The sequence below is a fragment of the Xanthomonas sp. CFBP 8152 genome, assembly GCF_014199025.1.
In the GTDB taxonomy this organism is placed as follows: Bacteria; Pseudomonadota; Gammaproteobacteria; order Xanthomonadales; family Xanthomonadaceae; genus Xanthomonas; species Xanthomonas arboricola_B.
Window position 1 is genome coordinate 407,768 of the sequence record NZ_JACHNO010000004.1, and the last position, 24,421, is coordinate 432,188.

At 65.1% G+C, this 24,421-nt stretch carries 25 protein-coding genes; 8 read left to right on the plus strand and 17 right to left on the minus strand.

Annotated elements, in window-relative coordinates; translation table 11 throughout:
• On the plus strand, window positions 1-291 hold the full coding sequence (locus FHT09_RS16985; RefSeq protein ID WP_104607518.1) for a HigA family addiction module antitoxin: 291 nt from the start codon (window positions 1-3) through the stop codon (window positions 289-291).
• Window positions 292-832: 541 nt separating this feature from the next.
• Here the strand turns inward: FHT09_RS16985 and FHT09_RS16990 are convergent.
• The 5 genes from FHT09_RS16990 to FHT09_RS17010 form a co-directional block, all read right to left on the minus strand.
• Window positions 833-1,153, minus strand: coding sequence for a hypothetical protein (locus FHT09_RS16990; protein WP_104607517.1), 321 nt, complete (start codon window positions 1,151-1,153; stop codon window positions 833-835).
• Window positions 1,120-1,953, minus strand: coding sequence for a restriction endonuclease (locus FHT09_RS16995; protein ID WP_184417045.1), 834 nt, complete (start codon window positions 1,951-1,953; stop codon window positions 1,120-1,122). Before FHT09_RS16995 ends, FHT09_RS16990 begins: the two co-directional genes overlap by 34 nt.
• 235 nt (window positions 1,954-2,188) lie before the next feature.
• Window positions 2,189-3,211 carry an XVIPCD domain-containing protein gene (locus FHT09_RS20350; RefSeq protein WP_258077313.1) on the minus strand — a complete coding sequence of 341 codons (1,023 nt, stop codon included), beginning with the start codon at window positions 3,209-3,211 and terminating at the stop codon, window positions 2,189-2,191.
• Window positions 3,208-3,840, minus strand: a complete 633-nt coding sequence (locus FHT09_RS17005; protein ID WP_104607587.1) for a hypothetical protein — start codon at window positions 3,838-3,840, stop codon at window positions 3,208-3,210. The genes FHT09_RS20350 and FHT09_RS17005 overlap by 4 nt, the downstream gene beginning before the upstream one ends.
• Window positions 3,837-4,337, minus strand: coding sequence for a hypothetical protein (locus tag FHT09_RS17010; protein ID WP_184417047.1), 501 nt, complete (start codon window positions 4,335-4,337; stop codon window positions 3,837-3,839). Before FHT09_RS17010 ends, FHT09_RS17005 begins: the two co-directional genes overlap by 4 nt.
• A 384-nt stretch (window positions 4,338-4,721) precedes the next feature.
• Between FHT09_RS17010 and FHT09_RS17015 the strand changes: the two genes are divergently transcribed.
• Together FHT09_RS17015 and FHT09_RS17020 are read left to right on the plus strand one after the other, a co-directional pair.
• Window positions 4,722-5,600, plus strand: coding sequence for an RluA family pseudouridine synthase (locus FHT09_RS17015; RefSeq protein WP_181141482.1), 879 nt, complete (start codon window positions 4,722-4,724; stop codon window positions 5,598-5,600).
• Between the two features lie 118 nt (window positions 5,601-5,718).
• A complete protein-coding gene (locus FHT09_RS17020; RefSeq protein ID WP_181141483.1) occupies window positions 5,719-6,057 on the plus strand; it encodes a hypothetical protein in 339 nt (112 codons plus the stop codon).
• Between the two features lie 28 nt (window positions 6,058-6,085).
• On the opposite strand, the gene FHT09_RS17025 is transcribed toward FHT09_RS17020, so the two are convergent.
• Window positions 6,086-6,541: a hypothetical protein gene (locus FHT09_RS17025; protein ID WP_104607575.1), complete on the minus strand. Its 456-nt coding sequence runs from the start codon at window positions 6,539-6,541 to the stop codon at window positions 6,086-6,088.
• A gap of 304 nt (window positions 6,542-6,845) precedes the next feature.
• Here FHT09_RS17025 and FHT09_RS17030 point away from each other — a divergent pair, with 304 nt between their 5' ends.
• The gene (locus FHT09_RS17030; RefSeq protein ID WP_166766755.1) at window positions 6,846-7,247 is read left to right on the plus strand and encodes an antitoxin Xre/MbcA/ParS toxin-binding domain-containing protein; all 402 of its coding nucleotides are present in this window, start codon (window positions 6,846-6,848) and stop codon (window positions 7,245-7,247) included.
• An 81-nt stretch (window positions 7,248-7,328) separates the two neighbouring features.
• Here FHT09_RS17030 and FHT09_RS17035 read toward each other — a convergent pair whose 3' ends face one another.
• The 3 genes from FHT09_RS17035 to FHT09_RS20355 form a co-directional block, all read right to left on the minus strand.
• Window positions 7,329-8,954, minus strand: coding sequence for an alpha/beta hydrolase-fold protein (locus FHT09_RS17035; protein WP_184417049.1), 1,626 nt, complete (start codon window positions 8,952-8,954; stop codon window positions 7,329-7,331).
• A 630-nt stretch (window positions 8,955-9,584) separates the two neighbouring features.
• Window positions 9,585-10,517 carry an XVIPCD domain-containing protein gene (locus tag FHT09_RS17040; RefSeq protein ID WP_181141485.1) on the minus strand — a complete coding sequence of 311 codons (933 nt, stop codon included), beginning with the start codon at window positions 10,515-10,517 and terminating at the stop codon, window positions 9,585-9,587.
• 16 nt (window positions 10,518-10,533) lie between these two features.
• Entirely contained in the window at window positions 10,534-11,145 is a 612-nt protein-coding gene (locus FHT09_RS20355; protein WP_223571191.1) for a DUF6393 family protein, read from the minus strand.
• A gap of 440 nt (window positions 11,146-11,585) precedes the next feature.
• Here FHT09_RS20355 and FHT09_RS17050 point away from each other — a divergent pair, with 440 nt between their 5' ends.
• A complete protein-coding gene (locus FHT09_RS17050; protein WP_104607585.1) occupies window positions 11,586-12,146 on the plus strand; it encodes a hypothetical protein in 561 nt (186 codons plus the stop codon).
• 273 nt (window positions 12,147-12,419) lie between these two features.
• Here the strand turns inward: FHT09_RS17050 and FHT09_RS17055 are convergent, their stop codons facing one another.
• Together FHT09_RS17055 and FHT09_RS17060 are read right to left on the minus strand one after the other, a co-directional pair.
• The gene (locus FHT09_RS17055) at window positions 12,420-13,532 is read right to left on the minus strand and encodes a type II toxin-antitoxin system RelE/ParE family toxin (RefSeq protein WP_104607382.1); all 1,113 of its coding nucleotides are present in this window, start codon (window positions 13,530-13,532) and stop codon (window positions 12,420-12,422) included.
• The gene (locus FHT09_RS17060) at window positions 13,519-13,725 is read right to left on the minus strand and encodes a hypothetical protein (RefSeq protein ID WP_104607399.1); all 207 of its coding nucleotides are present in this window, start codon (window positions 13,723-13,725) and stop codon (window positions 13,519-13,521) included. The genes FHT09_RS17055 and FHT09_RS17060 overlap by 14 nt, the downstream gene beginning before the upstream one ends.
• A gap of 268 nt (window positions 13,726-13,993) precedes the next feature.
• Between FHT09_RS17060 and FHT09_RS17065 the strand changes: the two genes are divergently transcribed.
• Window positions 13,994-14,500, plus strand: coding sequence for a hypothetical protein (locus tag FHT09_RS17065; RefSeq protein WP_104607383.1), 507 nt, complete (start codon window positions 13,994-13,996; stop codon window positions 14,498-14,500).
• Window positions 14,501-14,529: 29 nt separating this feature from the next.
• Here the strand turns inward: FHT09_RS17065 and FHT09_RS17070 are convergent, their stop codons facing one another.
• Together FHT09_RS17070 and FHT09_RS17075 are read right to left on the minus strand one after the other, a co-directional pair.
• Complete coding sequence (locus FHT09_RS17070; protein ID WP_181141463.1) at window positions 14,530-15,795, minus strand: phospholipase D-like domain-containing protein; 1,266 nt, start codon at window positions 15,793-15,795, stop codon at window positions 14,530-14,532.
• A 152-nt stretch (window positions 15,796-15,947) separates the two neighbouring features.
• Window positions 15,948-16,787, minus strand: a complete 840-nt coding sequence (locus FHT09_RS17075; RefSeq protein ID WP_104607384.1) for an SDR family oxidoreductase — start codon at window positions 16,785-16,787, stop codon at window positions 15,948-15,950.
• Window positions 16,788-16,887: 100 nt separating this feature from the next.
• Between FHT09_RS17075 and FHT09_RS17080 the strand changes: the two genes are divergently transcribed.
• The gene (locus tag FHT09_RS17080) at window positions 16,888-17,781 is read left to right on the plus strand and encodes a LysR family transcriptional regulator (protein ID WP_104607385.1); all 894 of its coding nucleotides are present in this window, start codon (window positions 16,888-16,890) and stop codon (window positions 17,779-17,781) included.
• Between the two features lie 252 nt (window positions 17,782-18,033).
• A complete protein-coding gene (locus FHT09_RS17085) occupies window positions 18,034-19,395 on the plus strand; it encodes an MFS transporter (RefSeq protein WP_104607386.1) in 1,362 nt (453 codons plus the stop codon).
• A 234-nt stretch (window positions 19,396-19,629) separates the two neighbouring features.
• Here FHT09_RS17085 and FHT09_RS17090 read toward each other — a convergent pair whose 3' ends face one another.
• From FHT09_RS17090 to FHT09_RS17105, 4 genes are read right to left on the minus strand one after another with little or no spacing between them, the layout of a single operon-like run.
• Window positions 19,630-21,822, minus strand: a complete 2,193-nt coding sequence (locus FHT09_RS17090; RefSeq protein ID WP_104607387.1) for an FUSC family protein — start codon at window positions 21,820-21,822, stop codon at window positions 19,630-19,632.
• Window positions 21,819-23,279: an efflux transporter outer membrane subunit gene (locus tag FHT09_RS17095; protein WP_104607388.1), complete on the minus strand. Its 1,461-nt coding sequence runs from the start codon at window positions 23,277-23,279 to the stop codon at window positions 21,819-21,821. The genes FHT09_RS17090 and FHT09_RS17095 overlap by 4 nt, the downstream gene beginning before the upstream one ends.
• Window positions 23,276-24,196, minus strand: a complete 921-nt coding sequence (locus FHT09_RS17100; protein ID WP_181141464.1) for an efflux RND transporter periplasmic adaptor subunit — start codon at window positions 24,194-24,196, stop codon at window positions 23,276-23,278. Before FHT09_RS17100 ends, FHT09_RS17095 begins: the two co-directional genes overlap by 4 nt.
• Window positions 24,193-24,411, minus strand: a complete 219-nt coding sequence (locus tag FHT09_RS17105) for a DUF1656 domain-containing protein (protein ID WP_024939640.1) — start codon at window positions 24,409-24,411, stop codon at window positions 24,193-24,195. The genes FHT09_RS17100 and FHT09_RS17105 overlap by 4 nt, the downstream gene beginning before the upstream one ends.
• Between the last annotated feature and the right edge of the window lie 10 nt (window positions 24,412-24,421).

Consider the following 24,421-nt stretch of genomic DNA (forward strand, 5'->3'; position numbering starts at 1 on the left):
ATGACAGTCCTACCCGACATCCACCTCGGGGAAATCCTGCTTGAGGAGTTCCTCGAGCCCATGGGCATCAGCCAGAACGCACTGGCGCGGGCCACCGGCGTGCCGCCGCGCCGCATCAACGAGATCGTCCTGGGCAAGCGCGGTATCACCGCCGACACCGCAGTGCGCCTGGCCGCAGCGCTGGGCACGACCGAGCGCTTCTGGCTGAGCCTGCAAGCCGATGACGAGCTGGAACAGGCGCACCGCGCGCTGGGCGACCTGCCGTCACGGATCAAGCGGCTGGCGGCTTGAGGGGAAGGGTGTCTCGCACGTCACGCTGACAACAGAGCACGCCCAGTGACCTGTAAGGCCTGTCGATCGCGGAGCAGCGCAGCGTGATCGTGCGCAGGCAGGAACGCGCACACTGATGCTTGGTGTCATCCCAAAAACGCGAGGCCAGGCCTCCGCCCGACCTCGTCTGCCGTCTGGCAGGCCGGGCGGCTTACTTGCCCTTCTTTTCCTGCTTGGCCGCGCGCTTTTCCTTCAGCGTTTTGGTCGGCTCTTTCTTCTGGCTCTTCTTCTGGTCCATCCCCTTGCTCATGACACCCTCGTAGTTGCTGGATTGATCGGTTGGGCAGCGCCATGACCTGGCGTGCCTGCGCACTGTACGGCTTGCGCGGGGTGGAATGGCAGCGGCAGCGCAAGGTCGGGCGACGGGCGGTGTGTCCGGCCCGGCGCCCGCGCGACGCAGCGTGCACCAGTAGCCCTTCGGCGTGGCCGGCTGGGCCACAAACGCAAACGCCCGCGTGCGACGGGGAACGTCGGCACGCGGGCGCTGGCGACAGCGGCGGCCTTACTTGGCCGGCACGCGCTGGTACTGCTCGCCGCCGGTGTTGAGGTGGCCGTTGGCCGCGTCGATGGCGAAGTTCACCGTCTCGCCATCATTGGTCACCTGCAGTGCCCCGTCCTTGTAGACCGCCGGGTAGCTCTCGGTCTTGGGCTTGCGGCTGAAGAACTTCGGCGTGGTGCTGCGGACCATGAAGGTCTCGCCATTGCGCTCGATGTCCATTGTCTCTTCCTGCGTCTGCACGTTGACCCAGTGGCCGACGAACTTCTCGCCCTCCTCCTTGGCGCAACCGCTCACCAACAGTGCCGCAGCCAGCGCTGGCTGCAGCCCAGGAAGTTCTCGCCAGTACGCCGGTTCCTTCGCTGCACAAGCGCGCTGTTGCAGCGCGGGCAGCTTGGGTTGGCAACGGCAGCGGACGCAGTAGCATTGGGTGAAGCAAAGATGGGCTCGATGCGTGCGGATGGCGTCATCGGTTGTGCTGTGGCGTGCTGCTGCAACATTCTGATCATTTGCAACAACTGCTCGCCGCCAATCAGCTCAATCGGCTTGCCTTCGGCGAAGCGCTCTGCATCTTTCGTGTAGGTTCCGATACAGGCGATCTTGACCGAGTGGGCCTGGTGATGGGCGAGCAGGCCGTACATCTCGCGCACGACGCTGACGCCAACCTGCTGGCGCTTCCACTGTTTGCATTGCACCAGCGTGCGGCGGCCGTCCTTGCGCAGGATCAGGTCGATGCCGCCGTCGGCGCCGCCCAGGCCGGTTTCTTCGACGCTGTAGCCTTGGCGGCGAAACGCTTCGCCCACCAATAGTTCGAATTGGCGCCAGCCGCCGGCGGCCAGGCTCTCCAGGCTTGTGCGTGTTTCCAGAAAGCGCCGCCGGCTGCGTGTGCCCAGATAGGAGAGCAGCGCAGCAAGCCAGCAGACGCCGAGCAGCGTCCACGCAAATGGAGCGAACATTCCACTCGATTGCTGTGCGAGGCCTTGCGAAAGCATCCCGCCGTGGTGAGAGAACCACCAGCCGATGCCATAGCGCACCATCAGGTACGCAGCGATTCCCATAACGAAGCCAACCGGCCACGGCAATGCGGCCAACGCTTCGAATCCACCCTGTTTCTTTCTGCGTCCCATGCCAGAACCCCCGTTCCAGCTTCGACCATAGCCGCTGTAACAGGTTTTGTCAGCAGCGTATCTGCGCCGTTGCGAGCAACGTCCCACCAGACATCAGCCCCACGCGCTTGGAACGCAAGAAACCCAATTGCCGCTCCGGCGCTTGAGGCTGCTTATGCATCCTTCGGCGCGCCTGCGCGCGTGGGCGTATCAATTCCATCGCGAAATCTCAGGACCAGAGTCACTTCGCGCCTTCTCATGCCATCCGAGGCGGCGGAGTGATCGGTTGTTCGCGCTGCTGCTCTTGTTGCTGGGACTGTTGCTGCCGCTGCGTCTCACCTAAGGACTGCAATTGCGCCAGAGACTGTTCAACCGGCTGTGCGATGGCGTCATTGGTCTTCATGTGTGCCATCTTGTGTGCGGGATCGTTCAACGCCCCCTCTACAACGAACAGGTTCTCGCCTTGTCGCACAGACTTAGAGTTCTCGCTCAGCACGACATGATCGATTCTTGTCAGCCCATTCTCTTTAGCTAAGTACGCGCTACTTGCTGCCAGCCGTGCGCTGTTGTCGTCGTACTCCCGGCCGAGGCCTTGCTCAAGGCGGCGAACGGCATCTTCGGCCTGGCGATGGAGCGGGTCCTGTGATGGAAGTAAGGAACCATGCCTAGGCACCACGGGCGGTTGATCATGCGGCGCTGGTTGCGCTGGTGCTTCCATTCCGCGCAATGGATTTGCGTGTGGATCGACGTGCAGTAATCTACGCGCCTGCCCATTTTCGTTGATGTTCAGATCTATGGTGCCGTCATCGTTGCGCACTCGCGCAAGATTCTGCCGCTCAACGCCGCTCCAAGCATCATTCAAGAATGCGTGACCCCGACCTGTCTTGTCCCAGGTCACCAAGTCGTTACCGGCAGCATAAAAGCCGGCGCCATTGAATCGCGTTGGGTCTGCCCGGTCCGTTGAAGCATTCTGATAGGTAGCGCCACGATCCAGCGCGCTCACGAATTCCTCTGCACGGTTGTAGTGCAGAAACAGGTTTTTCACCGCATGGTATTCGTGCGCCAAGTTTTGGCCTGCCTGCGGCGCATTGAGTGTTGTCGGATCCACAAGCGGGTTGGCGACCACATTGGTCCATGCTGCTGCGAGCGGGCTACGCGAATCCGCATTGCGCAATGCATTTACCACATCAGCGCCCTCCAGCGCCTTGTCTCGCCCAGCTTCCAGATAGTCGCCACGTCCAGTCGCCCTTGGATTCAGATCATCAATGGCGGCACTCACATCCGCGAGCGAATGGTACTGGTTTGCCTCAATGCTGCGGGCATCGGCGTGGTGCGCGTTTCATTCTGGTTGTAGGCTTTCCCAACCATCGTCGCCAACTTTACTTGGTCGTCCAGAGACGCGTTCTGGTAGAGCTCACTTCGCTGCAAGGGCGCGATAGCGCGATCCATCAGCTTGTCGATTTGCGCCACATCGCGTTGATGTACCCAACTGATGCCTTCGTTGGAAGAAAGGAAAGTGTCCAGCCTGGATTTCACTTCAGCATCGAGAGGCCGACCGGCATCAACGCGGATAGCGCGGCCGTTACGGCCAAGATCGGCGATTGTCTGATCAATCTGCTGTTGGCTCAGAACAAGATCTTGCTGTTGCCCATGCGCCCATTGTTGATAGGCATTCACGAGGTCCCTTGGAACGTTCTCCCCGTTGGGCATGTTCGGCTGATAGTGCTGCCCCAAGTCAGTTTGGATGGTGCCGATCGTGTAGCCACTGTTGTCGGCCGGCTCCAGCAACGGTGTCCTGAGATTGTCGCCAGCGACCTCCAATCGATAAGCGGCATATCCGCTTTCGGATGACACGCCGACAGCAAAGTACAGCGTGGCCCGCAATTCCTGATCTGTCAGCCTGCTCATGAGTCGCTCTCCGTGTCCGCACAGGTTTCGGATGGAATCTGCTTGACCTTGATATCAGGGTGCAAGGCGACATCTCGCTTATATGTATTGCCGAACTTCTGGTAGCGAACCAGGGCCCCCTTTTCAAGAACGAAGTAATCTTCCGCCCCCGAGAAGTTGGGGCATGCCTCATAGCCTGCCTCGCCATCATCGCTGCAGTAGCGAACGTAGAGCTTTCCGCTACGCACATCCCCTTCCAATTTTCCGCCCCCTCCACGCGCGTTGGTTCCTTCGCTCCACTCTCCCGTGACATGGCTCTTCTGCTGATGGAGGTCAACGCTCAGAAAGTGGCCAGAACCACAAGCTGTGGCGTACGCCCACTTGTTTGCAAAGTTACCGACCGTCGCGCCAGCCGGTGGCGAAGCATTCGAGCATGCTGCACTCAGCGCGACGACGGTAAGTGACATGCAACGCATGATCTTTTTTTTTTTTTTTTTGAATGTTCTTTGAGCTGTCATTGAACGCTTCCTTGATCTTCGCTATCGGCGAGTCGGGCGTAGGGCACAGCGACTTTACTGCAAACAGCAGTTTCAATTCGCTTACGGTACGAAAAAATCGCAGGTAGGCTGTTGGCAAAAGTCACTACTGAAGAACCGAAACGCCTTCCGCGCGCCCAAGACCGGTTGGTGTCTGAAGCAACAGCGCATCCCCATCTACTTGGTATGGAGTTGCGGCATTGCCTAACGTGGCGTCATGCGTATCGCCTGGCAGTCACTCGTTGGTTGAGGCTTTTCTGTTCACCTTTGCAGGAATGAGGAGAGAACGGAAAACGCGGGCAGGGTACGATTCCATCCCTCTCCGTGTAAGCGCGCCTTGTTATGGTCATGCTTCCAGCACGCCCGATGCTTGATGGCCTCCCCGCCAGCCAGTTCCAGTTGCCGCCCGGCCCCTGGTCCACGGTGTTGGAAGCGTTATGCGCGTGCCTTCCGGGTGTGGATGCCGCCACCTGGCAGGACCGCTTCGCGCGGGGGCGTGTGCTGGATGCCGAAGGCAGCGCGCTTGATGTCTCTGAGCCGTATCGCCTGGGTGCCGAGATTCTGTACTTCCGCGAGGTAATGGACGAGCAGGTCATTCCATTTGCCGAGACGGTGGTGCATGCGGACGCGCACCTGGTGGTGGCGTGCAAGCCGCATTTCCTGCCCGTGGTGCCAGCCGGTGCCTACGTGCACCAGACACTGCTGACGCGGTTGGTGCGCCGCTTCGATAATCCCGCATTGGTACCGCTGCACCGCATCGATCGCGACACTGCGGGACTGGTGTTGTTCTCTGCTAACCAGGCCACGCGCGGGATCTACCAGGCGCTGTTCCGAGAGCGACGCATCCGCAAGCACTATCTGGCAGTGGCGCCGCCGCTACCGGGGCTGAGGTTTCCGTATGTGCATCGCAGCCGGCTGGAGCCGGGCGAGCCGTTCTTCCGTATGCGCGAGGGCGTGGGCGAGCCGAACAGCGAGACGGTGATCGATGTGGTCGCGCGCGGTGCAGACACATGGACGTATCGATTGGAGCCGGTCACCGGGCGTAAGCACCAGTTGCGCGTGCACATGGCCGCGCTGGGCGCGCCGATCCTGCATGACCGTTTCTATCCAGAGCTGGAAGATCAGCGGCCTGATGATCCGGAACGGCCGCTGCAATTGTTCGCGCATACGTTGGCATTCGATGACCCGATCACCGGCGAGCCTCGGCGCTTCACCGCGACGATCGAACCGACAAGATCGGACTGAGACGCAAACCTGTGCTTCGCTAAAAAATCAGGCGAAATATCTGGTTTTCAGATATCCGAAAAAGCGCGCTACGGTGGCTTTGCGGACATCCCGTCCGCTCACGTCGAGGACAGACGGCATGACCACTTCGAGAGCCCTTACGACCAATACTCGGCAGCGCGTGCGGCCAGCGGCCAAGATAGAAGCGCACGCAGAGCCCTTCACCTTCGGCGTCACCCTGCAGCAGATCGACCAGTTCCATACGCTGCTGCGCACGATCACTGCGCAGAGCGACATGGTGGCGGTGTGCAGCGGCAAGCCGCTGGACGCCACCAGTCTGTCGGTTCTGGGTGAGAGCATCTTCAACGCCGCCCGCGCGGTGCGCGGTGTGGTCGATGAGATTTACGAGCAGCGGCTCGGTGGCGATGGCCCGGCCGATGCGGTCGAAGCGAGCGGGCAGCGCGGCGCCAGGGTCTGACCGGGCGCCGCGTGCAATCGCGTCAGCCTCAACGCACCTTGTACAACACCGCCGCACCCGGCCGGGGCTCGAACATCGGCACGGTCTGCTGCTTGAGCGCGGTGCCCTTGGCGTCCCACACCAGCGTCTCGGCGGGGTAGTCCTCGTTGCGGGTCATGGTGTCGATCTGCTTGACGATCACCGTCTTGCCGGCGGGCACTTCCGGGTTCCAGGCGAACACGCCCAGGCGGCCGTAGAACACCGCCGGCGCGGCGGCATCCAGGCGGCGGTCCGGGCACATGACCAGGCTGCGTTCCAGCATCACCCGCAATGCGCCCACGGGTACGGCCCTGACGGTGGGCGCGGTGCGGTCGGTGCTGTGGCCGGGGCAGACATTGGCCGAGCGGGTGAGCATGTCTTCGGCGACTTGCCGGTCGGACTGGGCCAGCGCCGGCAGTGCGGCGGCGGACAGGGCAAGCACGGCAAGAGCGGATTTCCAGGGCATCTGACAACTCCTTGTGAGATGACACTCCAATACTGCAGCCCTGCGGTCGCGGGCTGCTGCCAGTGACGCACCCGGATGCTAGCAATGTGCACGTTAAGCACGGCCCATGGGTGGCGCCGCTTGCGGGTGGGCGCGCGTGCGGAAAGCGGCTGCCCACGCTGCCGCCGGGCCACCGACGCGGCTCACGCCGGCCGGCGCGTAATGCAACGGCCGCTGACGCCCACCTTCGCTGTCAGGAGACTCCTGATTGAGCGGCGGCGACGAGGCGGATAGCGTGCGCGCTATCACACCGTTGGACTGCTTTATGGAACGCGCCGATCTCATTGCATCACTGCTCACCGGCATGCGGCGTGCCGAAGACTTCCGCGCGCAGGCGTCGATCTACAGCACCGCGCACAGCCAGCAGATGGCAGTCGACCACGGCAAGGCGGCCGACGCCGAGCTGGTGCTGTCGCTGTTCGCCTTCACGCCGGAGCACCTCAAGCTGCTGGGCAGCACCGGCATCGAGAACCTGGGCGAGATCGTCTGCCACGCCTGGGCCTTGAACGGCGGCAACAACGAGGCGCTGATCGGCTGGTTCCGCAAGCCGATGAACGCGCTGGACGGGCAGACGCCGGCTGCCCTGGTCCGCGGCGGCCGGCTGCAGGTGCTGCTGCTGGTGCTCAGGCAGCAGCTGGAGTGGGAGCTGCCCAAGCGCTCGGCCTGACATCGGCATCGTCGCCCGTCGCGCCTTGGCGCGGCGGTGGCCGGCACGCCAGGCGACAGCGCCGGCCGTGCGCCGGCGCGTTTACTGCTTGGGCCGCGCCACGGCGTACATCTCCCAGGCAATCTTCTTCATCAAGGCGTTGCTGTCCTCGCCCTCCTTGTACAGGTCGAAATGGGTGCGGCCGTCCAGGTAGCGGAATTCGCTTTTGGCGCCCAGGCCATCCAGCACCGCCTGGAGCTTGCGCGCCGCCCCGTCCAGGTAGAACGTGTCGGCGGTGCCGACGATCAGGTGGATCTTGCCGTCCAGATCCGGCTTGAGCGTGGGCCATTGCGCGGCCACGCGCGCGGCGATGTCGTAGTGCGTGCGCCAGTAGGCCACCACGGCCAGGTCCACCTTGCCGGTGTCGCGGTCGAACATCGGCAGCGGGCGGCCGTCGGGCCCGCGCGGGGAAAACACCCAGTCGAACGAGGTCATCTGCCCGCCGTAGGGGCCCAGCACGCGCTCGAGCCTGGCGAAGGTTTCCAGGTCGGCCACCACCTTGCCCTGGTCACGGATCAACGGGAACTGGCTGCCGTCCGGGCGCCGGTAGACGTTGGCATTGGGCGCGTACAGATCCGGCCCGGTGAAGTCGTGGAAGTCGCTGGAATCGGGCGAGGTGGACCAGGTACCGCCGAACAGCTTGGGGTAGCGCGTCTGCAGCCACAGCGTGGCCCAGCCGCCGGACGAATGCCCGTTCAAGAACCGGCCCCGGGCGTTGCCGTCCATCTTGTACTGGCGTTCCAGCGCGGGGATCAGCTCTTCGGTCAGCGCGGTGCCCCAGGGGCCGTTGTTGACCGAGTCGGCGAACTCATGGGTGCCGGTGGGCGTGGACTGGTCCAGGAACACCCAGATCATCGGCGGCATCTGCTTGGCCGCCATCGCGCTCCAGGTGCCGGCGATGCTGCCGGCAAAGCGGTTGTAATTGCCGCCGAAGCCGTGGGTGACATACACGGTGGGGTAGCGGGTGGCGGCCTTGGCGTCGTAGCCCGGCGGGGTGAGCACGCGGGCGCGCAGCGACACCGGCCGGCCCCAGAACGCGCTCAGCGACGGGCTCACCAGCGAGGCATCCGCGCTATGCAGCCTGGCCTCCGGGATGGCGTCGCGGATCGCCTGCGGCGCGCGCGGCGACACCTGCCATGGGTCGTCCGACGCGGGTACCTGCTTGCTGAGCGTCAGCGTGGGCAACGGCTTGCCCTTGCCCGGCGTCACTGCGGTGACCTCGCTCAACAGGTCGCCGCCATCGCGGCCGCTGTAGCCGTAGCTGTGGTCCGGATCCAGCACGGCCTGGAACAGGTACGCGCCGGCCGGCAGCGCAGAAAAGCCGCTGGGGAAGGCGATGTTGTCCAGGTCGATCTCCACGCTGGCCCCGGGGGCCAGCCCGGTCACCTCCTGCGCCGCCACGGCCACCGCCGTTGGGCGGAACGGGCTGACGTCCACCTCTTCCACCTTGCCGGCTTTGCCATCCTTGCCCTCGTTGGCCGCGGCCTGGGCGTCCTTGGCCAGGGTGGCGAACACCAGCAGGCGCCCGGACACGGGCTGATCGCTCGCTCCGTCCAGCGTGACGCGCAGCAGGCGATGGGCCGCTGCCGGTGCGGCGGCGTGCGCGCAGCAGGCGCACAACAGGCCAACGGCCAGACCCAGGCGGGGGGCAAGACGATGTAGAGACATGCAGATCCTTGGGAACGCAGGTGGATGGAGCGGGCGCACACGGCCCTGTGCAGACTGTAGCCAGTTCCCGGCCGGACGCGTGCTGCCATCGCGAGGCCTGCTCACCGTATCCGATCTGCCAGCTCCAGCGCTCACATCATCAACCGGACGCGACACAGACTCCGGCCGGCATCGCGAGCCACGGCATAAAGCTGGGCCGGCCCCAAGTAACCAAAACGAAAGCCAGCGTCAGTTTCAACCCGGTAACTGCCTAATCGATAGCTAATCTAATGTCGGCTTCAGGTTTCGCTTGTACCTGTTGACTGCCGGAATAATCTAAAGCCCGCTTTAGATTCGATCACTGCCATGCGCATCCCAATCGACCGAGCATCCGACATCGACGCCTATATCCGCCCAGTCCGCAATGCGGAAGGCTTGCGGCAGGCGGCCAGGTCGCTGTGCAACTAGGCCGGATGTCCGAGCTGTTGCGGCAGTTGGGCCTCCAGGTCCGGCCAGACCTGCCGGACCCGGTAGATGAGCGATCCCAATGATCAGCGCCGATGCGCCACGCAGCCTGGAACTGTGGCTGGGAGAGCGCCGCGGCGGCGAGCTGCGGGAGTAAGGCGATACGACTGCATTCCCAATTGCTGTTCACCGCATTCCAAGTGCACCATGACTTGGTTGGTCCACTGCGCGTGATGCCTCCTGCGTAGACGCCGGCATGGTCTGTTGATTGGCAACTTCGAGCTTCTGCAGGTTCTCGGCCAAGGGCTGCTTGACGGCTTCGGCCTTATCTACGTGCGTGCGTAATACATCCATGTCATTTCCTGGATTCTTGTACGTCGCGAAAACATTGCCGTTTGTGTGATTCGGAATAACGTCCTGGATCTCGGGCAGCGGCGGGCGATTGAGTTTGGCCTGGACCGCCAGGGCACCGGCAATGCGTTCCTTATCTTGCTGATTAGTGTAGACGCCTGCATCCGGGCCGAGCTTATCGAGCCTCGCCAAGGCTTGCTTGAACAATGGGTCATCGCGTAGCCGCGCTTCCTGATGCGGATCGAGGGGTGCTCCGCCTGCGCTGAAGGTACGTCCTGAGTTACCTAATCCTGGCACAGAGGGCTGGATCGATTCGTCGAGCTGTCGTCCCGATGCAGGCGCCCAGTGGCCGAAAACGCCATCGTTCTTTGGTTCCGGAAGGCGTACATCCCGCAGAACGCTATCGGCCAGTGTGTTGGAGTTTTGCAACTGGGGATCGTAGGGATACTTGTCATCCTTGCTCTTGGCATTGGCGACCATGCGTGCCCAGGTTCCCGACAAGTCCGCACCGTGTGTGATCTCTTCGCGATATTGCTTTTGTCCAACCGCATTCGGATTGTCGCGATGATCGGGGTTGGCCCGGTTGTAGGGCAGATTAGTCTCAACGTGCATCCGGCCATACGGCAATCCAGGTTGCTCATCGCCGGTCCAGCCACTGATGGTGTGCTGGTTGCCCTCTTTATCTGTGTAGAGAAGGAATTTGTGATGGTACTCCTTGCCCAGCGCAGACCCGATGTTGCGATATCCAACTTCAATCTTCTCGTCCATGATGGTCTCCGTTGGCTTACTGATTCTTGATGTGGACGGCGTCGACGTGTGTCACCTTGCCGTCGGCATCCAAAGAAAAAGTCATCACAACGGAACGTGCATCTGGATCAAGCATTGCCTGCCCCTTATTGTCCCTGACGACCACCTTGCCTGGGGTGTCTTCAACAATCTTTGACGTTGGAGATTTGCTGAACGTCTCCAGCACCACCAACTTTGTTGTTCCCAGAGGAACGTACTTGGCAACGATGCTACTAACGTCGACCTGTTCGAATCGAACGGGCTTTTTTGATGCATAAATTTCTTCAAGCATTGGGCTGGCTCCTGATTTCATGGTGTCTTCCTGTGTCGAAGCGGTACGTGCAGTATCTGCATTGGCGCAGGATGAAAGCGGGAGCACCGCAAGCCCGGTAAGTGCAAGCGTTGCGGCCCACCCGTTTAGCACGATGCGTGGCATGGCGATCTCCTGATACAACCAATCACTTGAATAGAATGTCCGCGCGGTCCTGAGCCTTCCCAGGCAGGCTGGTACATCAACACTCCTTCCGTGCAGACGATACCAGCGTACTACAAGCTTCCCATGGTTGATGAATAGCTGAGTTGGATCGTCAGGGCTGCCCAGGCGATCCATTTTGTGCCACATCCAAATGTATGCATTGAGATATTCCTGCAATCCACGCCTCTTCAAGTAGGCGACCACACTTCTACTGGCGTTACTGGAAGTTTCAAGCCCCCAAGCGCTTCAAATAGCCGCTTTGCCTCGACTGATGCTTGACGTGAGCCGTGGACAGCGCCGTATTCGCTTCCGAATCCCGAACTGCATCACGCAACGAAACCGTTGAGACGATTTGCCGGGTTTGCGAGGCCTTGGTCTTCAACGATGAAACCACCAGCGGCGTGGCCGGCTGGGTGGCGTAGGTGTGGTGCTCCCACACGGACGCATGTCGTCATCGTACGCAATCGATCATCTGCCGCTTGGCGTCATGCACAGGTGCCGTTGCGAATGTCCATTCAAGGCGCAAGCGGCAGCTGCTGCCGACACCTTGCATCGCACACCAGGGAACGATCGAAATGAAACGTAAAACCAGCTATCGCGGTGCGCTTGCGGCCTGTGGCCTCTCACTCGTCGTGGCCGCGTTGTGCATGGACGCTGCCGTTGCCGCACCGGTCACCGGGACGGACACGGTCACGCTGAGCCATGTCTTTGCCACGCTGCAGACGGGCCAACAGGATCAGAAGCCCGAAGACATTGCGGCCTGTCGCAAGCAGGTTTCCGCACCGGGTTCCAAGTACCTGGGCTCGGCGGTCACCACCAAGTACTCCATCGACGTGCAGTCCAAGATGATGTCTGCGTCCTCGTCGCTGCCATCGCCTATGGGCACGCAGCCGCTGACGCTGACGATACCGCTGGCGCCGTTGGGCTTGTCCGGTGAGTATGCCTTCGGTGCGTTTCGACCGAGTGCGCTGCCCAACACCTATGTGCTGTTCTCGGTCGGGCTGGACTTCAAGGGGCCGCAGTCGTCCGTGCTGGTTCTCAACAGCGACAAGACCTACAACTGCCTGGTGACCAGCAATCCGGCGCCGTTCAAGGGAGCACTGGGTACCAAACTGGGCAAAGACCAGGGCCGCTGATGCCTGCAACCGCCGGGTAATCGACGAACGCGCCGAAGGCAGCTTCGGCGCGTTCGGCGGCTGCTTGCAAAACAGTACTTTAGAGGGAGCGAGCGAAATGGCGGTTTATCACCGTACGCTCCAGAACAACTCCACGGGTCGATGACGTCCAGCGCCATCGCCGCGAACGGTGCCGTGTGGCGAGTGGCAACGGTCAGGCCTTGCGCGGCTGCCGTTGCAGTCATCCCCGCACCAGCAGTTAAGTGAAATCCGAGGCCAATCTGGCCCTGCCACTCACCGATACGGCCCAGGCCCGCGCCACACCGGCTCGCCCTGCTTGTAGACCTCCATCATGTTGATGACCTCGCGGGCATCGCCGATGTCTTTGAGTTCTGGCGAGTCCGGCGGCAGCAGGCGGCATTTGCTGGAGCCGCGCTTGAGCGCGACTTCCAGCGGGCAGACCATGCGGTACTGGGTGCCGGGCAGGATGATGGCCACTTCCTTCATGCCCTGGTCGCGCCAGTTGCGCAGCTGGGTTTCGCTGCGCACCTCGTAATAGACCTGGTAGCCGCCCACATCCATGCTGGGTTGGGCGTTGTTGCGGTCGCGGCGGCGGCCTTCGCTGATGGTGGGCGTGTTGGACATGCCGTCTTCGGCGGCATCGGCCTCTTCTTCGAGCATGCCGGGTGGGCGGCCGGTCCAGGTTTCGGGGCGGCGCTGCGGCGGCGACGAGGGTTCTGCCGGCGGTTGCGGCGGGGTGGGGCGCTGCACCGGCTGCGTCTGGCGCTGCTCGACCAGGCCGCCGCGGCGGGTGTTGCCTGCCGGCGGGACCGGGTTCTTGGCGGTCTTGACCAGGGTGGACCGCACCGGCGAGGCGGCCGGCGGCGGTTGCACGGGCGCTGGCGTTTGCGACGGCGGGGTGGGTGTCGGCGAGGGCGTGGGTTGCTCGGGCGTGGCGGTGTCGCCGACAAAATCCACCTTGGTGCGGCCACCGCTGGCCGAGCCCTGCGGCGGGGTCATGGTGGGCGTGGAGGCCGACAGCAGGATCAGCAGCATCAGCACGTGCAGCAGGGCGCTGATCAGCGCAGCAATCCAGGGTTCGATGCGTTCGATCAGCGGCTCGGTGCGCGGCAGCCAGTCCTGCGTTTCCAGGCGGACGTGCAGCAGCTGCAGCGCGTCGTCGCGCACCCGGTAGACCAGCACATAGGGCGTTTGCTTGACCACCCATTCGCGGGTGCCGGCGACGCGGCCGGCGCGGCCGCGACCGGGTTGCTCGGCCAGGGTGCGGGTGGCTTCCAGCACCTGCCGCGCCATCGCGGCGGCGGCGGTCGGGTTGAGCGCGTGGTAGTGATCCTGGGCGTGTGCGAGTTGCCTGGCGGCCGGGACGGTCCAGTCACGCCGTAACATCAACGCCCCATCTGGCGAACAGTGCCGTCACCTGTGCCGGCGCGGCAAAGGCGCCCCGGTCCGCTGCGGCCATGCCGTCCAGTACGGCCGCCTCGAAGCTGGCGGTGCCCACGACGCGAACCACGTCATCCCATCCTGCCGTCTCGGGCAGCGTGTCGATCAGCGTACGGGCTTCTTGCTTGATGGCGGACATGGCACTGCGGTGGGGGAACTCTGCCGACAAGTCTACCCGCGCGGCTCCGCTTCGCGTGTGGCAATGGCTGGCGCGCGGCCGGGCGTTCACTGGCGATGGCAACCAGGCCGGTCCTGCGCGAAGGTGGCTCGTCCGTCGCGAATGCCGCGCGCGGCGGCGGCCGCCCGGGCAACCCGCCTGCGCGCAGAAAGTGACGCTTGGCACCTTGTTCGCTACGGGGGCTGGTTTCATCCTGCGTCGGTCACCTCACCCCGCATAAGGAATCGCCATGCCCGCTGCTGCCATCGCCCCGCTGACGCCATATCTGCCGATGGCGGCCATCGCCTTTCTCTACTACCGGCGTATCCGGCGCAGCTTCGGCCGCCAGCCGTGGAAGCCGGTCGGCAGCGCGGTGCGTGCGGTGGTGCTGCTCATTGCGGCGGCAGCGCTGGCGTTCGCGGTGTATGGCTTGCCGCAGGTTCGGCCAGGGATCGCAGTGGGAACATTGGTCGGCATCGGGCTGGGTGCATTGTCGCTGCGCTATACGCATGCCGAATGGGCGGAAGGGCGCGGCTGGTATACGCCCAACCCGTGGATCGGTGGCGGCCTGACGCTGGTACTGCTCGGGCGCCTGGCCTGGCGCTGGGCCGATGGCGCCTTCAGCGCGGGCGCGGCGGCAGCCGGGTCGCAGGCCAGCCCGTTGACGCTGGGCATCGCCGCGGCGCTGGTGCTGTACTCGCTGGTGCATCTGGGCGGGGTGTGGTGGCGGCTGCGCCAGCTGCGGCTGCAGGCGTAACCGCACGCGCGTTTGCGGCGCTGGGCGCGCTACACCTGCGAGCGAAACGGGATCACCAGCTTCTCGCCCAGCTTCTGTCGCAGCGGCCGCTTGCGCCAGCGTTCCAGCGTGTATGGCTCGGCCCGTTGCAGGTCGCGCTCGAACACCTCGGTCATCTGTGCGGCCAGCGCGCGGTCGTAGACATTCAGGCTGGCCTCGTCGTTGAGGCGGAACGAGCGGATGTCGAAGTTGGTCGAGCCCACCGAGACCAGCAGGCCGTCGATGATCAGCAGCTTGGTGTGCAGCATGGTGGGCAGGAACTCGTGAATGGCGATGCCGGCCTGCAGCAGCGGCTCCCAGCTGGCCTTGGAGGCCAGCCGCACGGACACGGCATCGATGTGCTTGCCCGGCAGCAGCACGCGGATGCGCACGCCACGCGCGCGCGCTTCCAGCAGCGAGCGGGTGATCAGCGCATCCGGCACGAAGTAGGCGGCGGCCAGGTCGATGGAGCTGGCCGCCGCGGCAATGGCGATCAGGTACATCAGGTGCATGCTCTCGCTGCCGCCTGCCGGCGAGGCCACGAACAGCTGCGCATCGCTGTCGCCGGCCGGTGCCAGCTCGGGGTAGTACTCGGCGCCATTGAGCACGCGGCCGGTTGTCTTGATCCAGTTGTCGTTGAAGGCGGCCTGCACCTGCGCCACCACCGGGCCTTCGATACGGTAATGCGAGTCGCGCCAGTGCTCCGGGTCCTGCGCATCGCCCATCCACTGGTCGGCCACGCCGACGCCGCCGGTGAAGCCGATACGGCCATCGATTACCAGCAGCTTGCGATGGGTGCGGTTGTTGACGCGGTGCAGGTTGTACCAGGTCAGCGGGCGGTAGCGATGCACCTCCACCCCGGCGTCGGTCATGTCCTGGACCAACGAGGCATCCATCTTCAGGCTGCCGCCCCAGTCGATGGTGACGCGCACCTTGACCCCGGCGCGCGCGCGCTCGGCCAGCGCCTGGCTGAACTCGCGGCCGATCTCGCCCGACCAATAGATATAGGTTTCGAAGGTGATGGTGCGCTGCGCGCTGCCGATGGCGGCCAGCATCGCCGGGAAGATCTCATGGCCGTTATGCAGCACCTGGATCTTGTTGCCGGGCAGGATCGCCGGGCCCAGCAACACCGACATCTCGCGCTTGAACTGCGGGTCGGACACGTCGTAGCAATGGCTAGGGATGTGCTCGAGCTTTTTCTCAGGCGTGGCGAAGTTGAGCAACAGCAGCCCCACCAGCAAGGTGGTGACGACTGCGGCCACGATGATCCATGTCATGCGTCCAACCCCTGTTCCCGGACCGTTGCGGCCTTGAGCGGCCGGCATTCTGGCAAGGCTGGCGGCATGAGGGCTGTGAAGGATGGGGCGCTAGCTGCGGATCGGCGCTGGCGATACCGCAGAACACGTTCGCTGTAGCGGTGTTGCCATCATCAGCCAGCGGCAGCCGGGTTGTCGGTGGAAAACGCGATGTCGCGCTGGTTTTCGAGCGCGGCCAGCCGCGTGGTCAACGCATCGCGGATGGCGTGGTACGCGCTGCCGCCCATGACCAGGCGAAACGGCGGTGGCGATTGTTCGGTGCAGGCGATCATCGCCGCGACCATGCGCTCCGGGTCGCCGACGATGGCCCAGCTGCCGTCGTCCAGTGCGCGGCTGAGTGCGTCGACCGGCGTGCCGGCGTAGTCGGAGGGGATGTCGGTCCTGACCAGCGCGGTACCGAAGTTGGTGCGCGCCGGGCCGGGTTCGGCCAGGGTGAAATGGATCCCGAAACCGGCCACTTCCTGCGCAACGGCTTCGACAAAGCCTTCGATGCCCCATTTGCTGGCGTGATACAGGCTGAAACCGGGATAGGCGATCTGGCCGCCTTCGGAGGACACCTGCACCACGTGCCCGCCACCTTGACGACGCAAGTGCGGCAGCGCGGCCTGGATCAGCGTGATGGAGCCGATGAGGTTGGTGTCGATGACCGCGCGCACCTGCGCATCGGTGGCGGCCTCGGCCGCACCGAGCGTGCCGTAGCCGGCGTTGCTGATCAGCACGTCGATCCTGCCCAAGGTCTGAAAGGCTTGGGCCACGACGTTGCGCACTGCTGCGCTGTCGCGCAGATCGAGCTGAAACACGTGCAATGCCTCGCCGTGCAGTGTCTGCAGATCGGCCAGCGCATCCGCGCGCCGCACCGTGGCCGCGACACGATCGCCGCGTGCCAGCAGTGTTTCGACCAAGCCGCGGCCGAAGCCGGAAGATGCGCCTGTGATAAGCCAGGTCCTGGACATGGGCGTTGCCTTTGCGTGGGGAGGGAACACCACCCTAGATGCGGGGAATTGATGGGTCTATGCCCTAGAATTCGAATGTGTTGATGCGTTTTGACCACTAATGCCCAAGCCCACCTTCAATGACCTGGCCGCGTTCACCAGTGTGGCCGTGCACCGCAGCTTCCGGCGTGCGGCCACCGAACTGGGGCTGGCGCCGTCCTCGCTCAGCCACCTGATCAGCGCGTTGGAACGCAACCTCGGCGTGCGCCTGCTGCACCGGACCACGCGCAGCGTCTCGCTGACCGAAGCGGGCGAGCGCCTGTACGCGAAGCTGGTGCCGGCATTGCAGGATGTGGAGCAGGCGTTGAGCGAACTGGACGCCTTCCGCAGCGGGCCCGCCGGCACGGTGCGCATCAACGCGCCTGAAGTGGTGGTGCGGCTGTTGTTGCAGCAGGTGGTGCCGGAGGTGCTGGCGCGGTATCCGGCGTTGTCGGTGGATCTGGTGAGCGAAGGGCGGCTGGTGGATATCGTGGCGGCCGGCTTCGATGCCGGCATTCGCCTGAGCGAGTCGGTGCCGCAGGACATGATTGCGGTGCCGTTCGGCGGGCAGACGCGCTTCATCGCGGTGGCCGCACCTGCATATTTGCAGCGCGCCGGCAGCCCGGACACGCCGGACGATCTGCATCGCCACGCGTGCATTCGGCATCGCATGCCAAGCGGCAGGCTGTATCGCTGGGAGTTCGAGCGGCGCGGTCAGGAGGTGGCGATCGATGTGCCGGGGCGGCTGACGCTGGATCAGATTCTGATGATGGGCGAAGCCGCCGAGGCCGGCCTTGGCATCGCCTATGTGCCCGAGCACGCGGTGATGGCTGCACTGGCGCGCGGCACGCTGGTACGCGTGCTGGAGCAGTGGTGCCCGGCCATTCCGGGACTGGTGCTGTATTACCCGGGACATCGCCAGATTCCACCGGGCCTGCGCGCGTTTATCGATACGCTCAAGCAGGTGCTGCCTTAGTCATCGATCGGTATCCAATGCGGCAAATCGCTTGCTGCGCCGACGCCGAAAGCGGGCTGAAGCGCTAAGACGACATCAGTGCACGTCGGTGTGGAACGACACAAGCGCACGCTCCGCGTTGGCTGCCGCCCGCTCGCAAACCGGACGCACTAGCCGCTTGCGTGGCGCCTGCCTATGCGCCGAAATGCTTACATGCGTCACACAAGCGCGCACCTATACTGCCGGGTGTCCCACCCACAAGGTTCTGACTGCATGAGCGCACCCCCAACGTCCCCGATCGCCGCCGGTTCTGGCGCAGCTCCCGGTAGTCTTCGCCGTTCGGTGTCCAATACGCTCAAGGGATCGGCCGGCAACCTGGTCGAGTGGTACGACGTCTACGTCTACTCGGTGTTTGCGGTCTATTTCGAATCGCAGTTCTTTTCCAAGGAAGACAAGAACGCCACCATGTTCGTGTGGGCGATCTTCGCGATGACCTTCCTGATGCGTCCGATCGGTGCGTGGTACTTCGGCCGCTTCGCCGACCGCTATGGCCGCCGCCTGGCGTTGACCATCTCGGTGTCGATGATGGCGCTGTGCTCGTTCGTCATCGCCGTCACACCGACGGTGGCCACGATCGGCATCGCCGCGCCGATCATCCTGTTGCTGGCGCGCCTGCTGCAGGGCTTTGCCACCGGTGGCGAGTACGGTACCAGTGCGACCTACATGTCCGAGGCGGCGATTCCGGGCCGGCGCGGGTTCCTGTCCTCGTTCCATTACGTCACGCTGGTCGGCGGGCACGTGCTGGCGCAGACCACGCTGCTGGTGATGCTGCATTTCTTCGATGCGCCGCAGGTGTCCGAGTGGGGCTGGCGCGTGGCGTTCGGCCTGGGCGGCATCGGTGCGTTGGTGGTGTTCTGGCTGCGCCAGACCATGGACGAGTCGCTGAGCTCCGAATCCATCGCCGATTCGCGCACCGGCAAGGCCAAGGCCTCCGGTTCGATGCGCGAGCTGTTCGTCAACCAGTGGCGCCCGCTGCTGCTGTGCTTCCTGATCACCGCCGGCGGCACGATCGCGTTCTACACCTACTCGGTGACCGGCCCGAAGATGATCCAGACCGCGTTTGCCGGTGGCGACGTGATGGCTGGCACCATCATCAACCTGGTCGCGCTGACGGTGCTGATGCTGATGCAGCCGGTGGGCGGCTGGTTGTCGGACATCGTCGGACGCAAGAGCCTGCTGGTGTTCTTCGGCATCGGCGGGGTGCTCTACACCTGGTTCCTGGTGATGGAGCTGCCCAAGCAGACCGACTGGCTGACCGCGTTCGCGATCCTCACCGTGGGCTTTGTGATCCTGACCGGCTACACCTCGATCAATGCGGTGGTGAAGGCCGAACTGTTCCCCACCCATGTGCGCGCGCTGGGCGTGGGCCTGGGGTATGCGCTGGCCAACTCCGCCTTTGGCGGCACCGCGCCGTTGCTGTACCAGGCCTCGTTGAAGACCGGCCACGTCAGCGAGTTCGTGATCTACGCGACGGCGGTGATTGCGGTGTCGTTGGTGGTCTACATGTTCTTCCTGACCAACAAGGGCAGCAACTGGCTGGACGACGAAGCGGCGATGCATCAACGCAAGCGCTGATCCGCCTTGCCCTTCTCCCGTCGGGAGTTGGTCTTCCTTCTCCCTGCTGGAGTTGATCTTCCTTCTCCCTGCGGGAGAAGGTGCCCGAAGGGCGGATGAGGGGACGTGCGAAGCCTCGTGTCATTTACCGCGAGTGGCTTCGCCTCGTACCCTCACCCCAACCTCCGCGCCCCGGCCCGCGCCAGTAGCGCGGGCGCTCCAGGGCACGCGCGCCAGTGGCGTGCAGGCAGTGCCTTAGCGCCCCGCAGGGAGAGGGGCCAATGGCGGCGCGGTACCGGTGTTTCTCTGGGTTTGCGGCGCCGTCTGCGCAAACAAGCTGTAACGCAGCCCGATCAACCCCAGCAGCGCCTCATCGCGATGCGCACCCGCCGGCACCTTGCCGACGCGCGCCAGCGAGGCATCCAGCCGCGCACGCAAGGCATCGGGCGCAGGCAGCGGGCGCTTGTGCGCAATCTGCTGCCGGTAGTGCGCAGCAACCTCGGTCAGAATCGCGTCAACCGCCTCCCTGCTTGGCTGCGGCAGGCCATGCCGCGCGCTGCGCAGTTGCAGGATGTTCAAGCCCACCCGCACGTCGTTGAGCATATCCACCGAGGCCAGGTCGCTGCCTTCCGGCGTCAATGCCAGCCGTGGTGCGAGCAGGCCAAGCAGATCCAGCATGCGGGCGGCAAAGTGCTGCCGGTCCTGTGCGCCTCGGCCGTCGGCGGCAGCGGCCAGCGTGCGCCAGCCCTGGCGCACCAGCCGGCGCGCGCTCCATTCGGCGCCGACCGAGCGGAACAGCCGCGTCAACACCACGGCGAATCCAATCCCCAGCACCATCGCCACCGCCGCGTTGACGAAGCTCTGGATATTGGCGTTGTAGGTGTTCTGCAGGCTCAGCAACGCGGTGAGATTCACCACCAGCGGCAGCGCGATCAGCATGGTCTTGGGACGGTGCAGCAATGCGCCGATCGGCAGGAACACTGCCGCCAGCACCAATACCAGCATCGGGAAATCGTGGATGGCCGGAAAGATGCCGAACAGATAGATGCCGGCGACCACGCTGGCCACCACCGCCCAGGTCAGGAACGACAGCATGCTCGGCGCCGGGTCGTCCTGCGCGGCGAAGAATGCGGCAGTCACCGCCGCCATCATCGCGCCGTTACCGCCGCCTTCCCAACCGATGCCGATCCACAGCACGCAGTACGCCATCAGCGCGATGCCCGCGCTCAGGGCGGAAAACGCGGCCATGCCGAAATCGATATGGCGGCTGCTGCGGGCGGGTGCAGGTGCATCGGATCGCGACCAACCCGGGCGCTGCGGCAACAGCGCTTGCACGCGCGAACGCACAACGGGTTCGCCTTGCGCAGCCTCGGCTCGCCCGGGGGACGGGGCCGTTGCAGGGGCCATCGCCGCAACCGGCATCGCCTTCAGTCCCGGCGTCGCCGTGCCGTGCGCCACCGCCTGCTGCAGCGCGCGGCAGTCTTGCCACAGGTCGAGCAGCTCTTCCAGCCGCAGCAGCAGGCTCGCCAGCAGCAGATGTTCGATGTCCTGATCCACCGCCGGGCGCAGTGCGGCGATGCGTGCACGCAAGGCGTCCACATCCGCATCGCTGCCTGCGTCCTCGCCTTGACCCACCCAGGCGGCGACGTCTTCCAGCAGCGTGGCCGTCTCGAGCGGCAACGCCGACCCATCGCGCTGCAACGCATCCAGCCGATCGGCCATCGACGACAGCACCGGCAGCAGCATCAGCATGCGTGCGCGCAGGTGTTCCAGCGTGGGCACGGCACCGGCATGGCGTGGATCGTCGTGGCGCACGAAGGCGATCAGCGCCTCGAACTGCACCAGATCGGCGGCCAGCCGGTTGCGCGGTGCCTGCGACGGACCGCGCTGCAGCACCTGCCGGCACCATTGCGCGGCGTCGTGCATCCAGTTGCCGATGCGCGCGCTGAGCATCGGCTTGACCGAGGCCGGGAACACCAGCGCGGCGAACAGCACGGCCATCACCGTGCCCAGGATGATCTCCTCGCTGCGCGCCACCACGGTGTCGAAGATGCCTTCCGGCGCGGTCACCGCCGGGAAGCCGATGAAGGCGGTGGTGTAGCCGGCCAGCAAAAACGCATAACCGCGCGGGCCGCGATTGAGCAGCGCCAGGAACAGGCAGGCCGACAGCCACAACGCCATCGCCGCACTGAGCAGCAGCGGCGTTTCCACCAGGTTGGGCAGCATTACCAGGGTGGCCGCGCCGGCCAGCAAGGTGCCGAGCACGCGGTACACGCCCTTGGCGCGGGTGGGGCCGAGCAGCGGCTGGGAGACGATGTAGACCGTGGCCATCGCCCAGTACGGCCGCGACAGGTTGCCGGCCAGCCCCACATACAACGCCGCGATCGAGGCGGCGAAGGTCTTGGCCGAAAACAGCCAGGCCTGGCGATCGCGCAGCAGCGCACTCATCGCGCGGCAGTCGGGTCGGTGCGGCCGGCGATCGCTTCCCAACCGCCGCCCAGCGCCAGGAACAGCTGCAGTTGATCCTGCGAAACCTGCGCCTGCGCATTGGCCAGCGTCATGTCGGCGGTGGCCAGCGTGCGCTCGGCATCCAGGCTGGACAGATATGGCGTGCGCCCGCCCTGATACAGGCGCCGGTTCTGCGCCGACGCCAGGTCGGCCTGTTGCTGCGCCTGTTCCAGCAGATGCAGGTGGTCCAGATCCTGCGCGTAACGCGACAAGGCGGTCTGCACCTCGCGCAGCGCCTGCAGCACGGTGTTGTCGAACTGCGCCAGCGCCGCGTCCGCGCCGGCCTCGGTGGCGCGCACGCGCGCACGCGCACCGCCGGATGGCAGCGTCCACGAGATCAGCGGGCCGAACGACCAGGCATGCGTGGCCGGCTCGCCGAAGTCGGCCAGCAGGCCGGTGGCACCGATCGAGCCGCCCAGACGGATATCCGGATACAGCTCGGCGGTGGCCACGCCGATGCGCGCGGTGGCTGCCGCCAGCCGACGTTCGGCCTGGCGCACATCCGGGCGACGCGCCAGCAGCGCGCGGCCGTCGCCGATCGGAATCGGTCGCTGCAGGGCCGGCGCATGCGCGCAGCCGTCCACACCGGCCGGCACTTCGCCGGGGGTCTTGCCGAGCAGCGCGGCCAGTTGGTAACCGGCGGCCTGGCGGCGCGCGCGCAGCGGCGGCAGCGCCGCCTCCAGCATTGCCACCTGCGCGGTGGCGCGGGCCAGATCGGGCGGGGTGCCGCGGCCGGCAGCGATCAGGCGCTGGGTGATGTCGCGGCTGCGCTGCTGCAACTGCAGCGAACGCTCGGCCACGTGCAGTTCGTGATTGGCGTGGCAGATCTCCACGTAACTGCCGGCCACCTGCGCGGCCACGTTGACGCGCGCCAGGTCGATCGCGGCCTGGGCGAGCTGCGTATCGGCCTGCGCGGCCTCGGCACCGCGTTGCAGCTTGCCGAACAGATCGAACTGATACGACACCCCGAACTTGCCATCGGCCAGGTTGAACACCGGCAGCTTTTCCTGCTGCAGGAACGCCTGCGCCGAGACCTGCGCGCGGCTGACCCCGGCCTCCACCTCGTAATCGAAACCGCCCGCGTCCAGTGCCTGTTCGTACACCGCGGCGGCGCGGCGCAGGTTGGCACCGGCCACCTTCAGCTCGACGTTGTCGCGCAAGGCCTGTTCGATCAGGCCATCCAGCATCGGGTCCTGGTACAGCGCCCACCAGCGTGCCGGCAGCGGCGCGCCGGCCTGCACCTGGTCGTTGCCGGTATCGCCAAACGCGGCATTGGCGGCCGGCCGCTGGTAGGCCGAATCCGCCGGCACCGCGTAGTTCGGGCCGACCGTGGTGCAGGCGCTCAATGCGGCCAGCAGCGTGGCCAGTCCCAGGGGACGCAACACGCTGCGGTTCATGGCGCGGCCTTGGCCGGCACGCGGGCAGGCGCGGTGGCGGCGTCGCGCACGGCGTCCGGCAGGATGGTCACGGTGGCGGTGCGCCCGGCGATCAGCTGCACATGCGCCGGCACCCGATCCAGCACGATGCGCACCGGGATGCGCTGCGCCAGCCGCACCCAGTCGAACGCCGGGGTGACGTTGGGCAACGCGCCGGCGCTGCCGCTGCGGTAACGGTCCTCGATACCGGCGGCGATGCTCTGCACATGCCCATGCAAGGTGACCGGCTCGCCCATCAGGTGCACGTCCACGCGCTGGCCGGCATGCACGCCCTGCAGGCGGGTCTCTTCGAAATAGCCATCGACGCGGAACGAGCCGGTATCCAGCACCGCCACCACCGGGCGCCCGGCGCTGACGTAATCGCCCACGCGTACGGTGCGGTCGCTGACATGGCCGTCGGCCGGGCTGCGCACCTGCGTTCGGTCCAGGTTGAGCTGGGCCAGGTCCACCGCCGATTGCGCGGTGGCCACCGCCGCCTGCGCTTTCTGCACATTGGAGCGGCGCACTTCGGCATCTTCGGCGGCGACCAGGTCCTGCAGGCTGCGGTCGCGCGCGATCTCGCGGCGCAACTGGCTCAACGTGGCCTGGTGCTCGGCCAGCGCAGCGCGCGCCTGTTCCAGCGCGATCGCATAGCGTGCGCGGTCCACCACGAACAGCAACTGCCCGCGCCGCACCGCCTGGTTGTCGGCCACCGCCACTTGCTCCACCAGCCCGGACACATCCGGCGCCACCTGCACCACATCGGCGCCCACGTGCGCATCGCGCGTCCACGGTGCTTCCATGTAATAGCGCCACAGGTGCTGCAGCACCACGGCCGCCACCACCACCATTGCCAGGGTCAGTAATGCCGGCCCCGCGTTCTTGATCAGCTTTTTCACGATTGCATCCAACGGGTAAGGGAAAACAGGCCGCCCAGCAGCGCGATGTACAGCGCCAGGTTGAACAGCGCCGGGTGCCAGATATGTCGGTACGCACCGGCCCGGGTCAGCAGCGCGCCGATGGCGCTGTTGAGCAGGTAGGCCAGCGTCATCAACGCCAGCAAGGTGGGAACGAACACACCGTAGAGACTGAATTCGCCGTACATCGGGCACATCCTGGGCAAG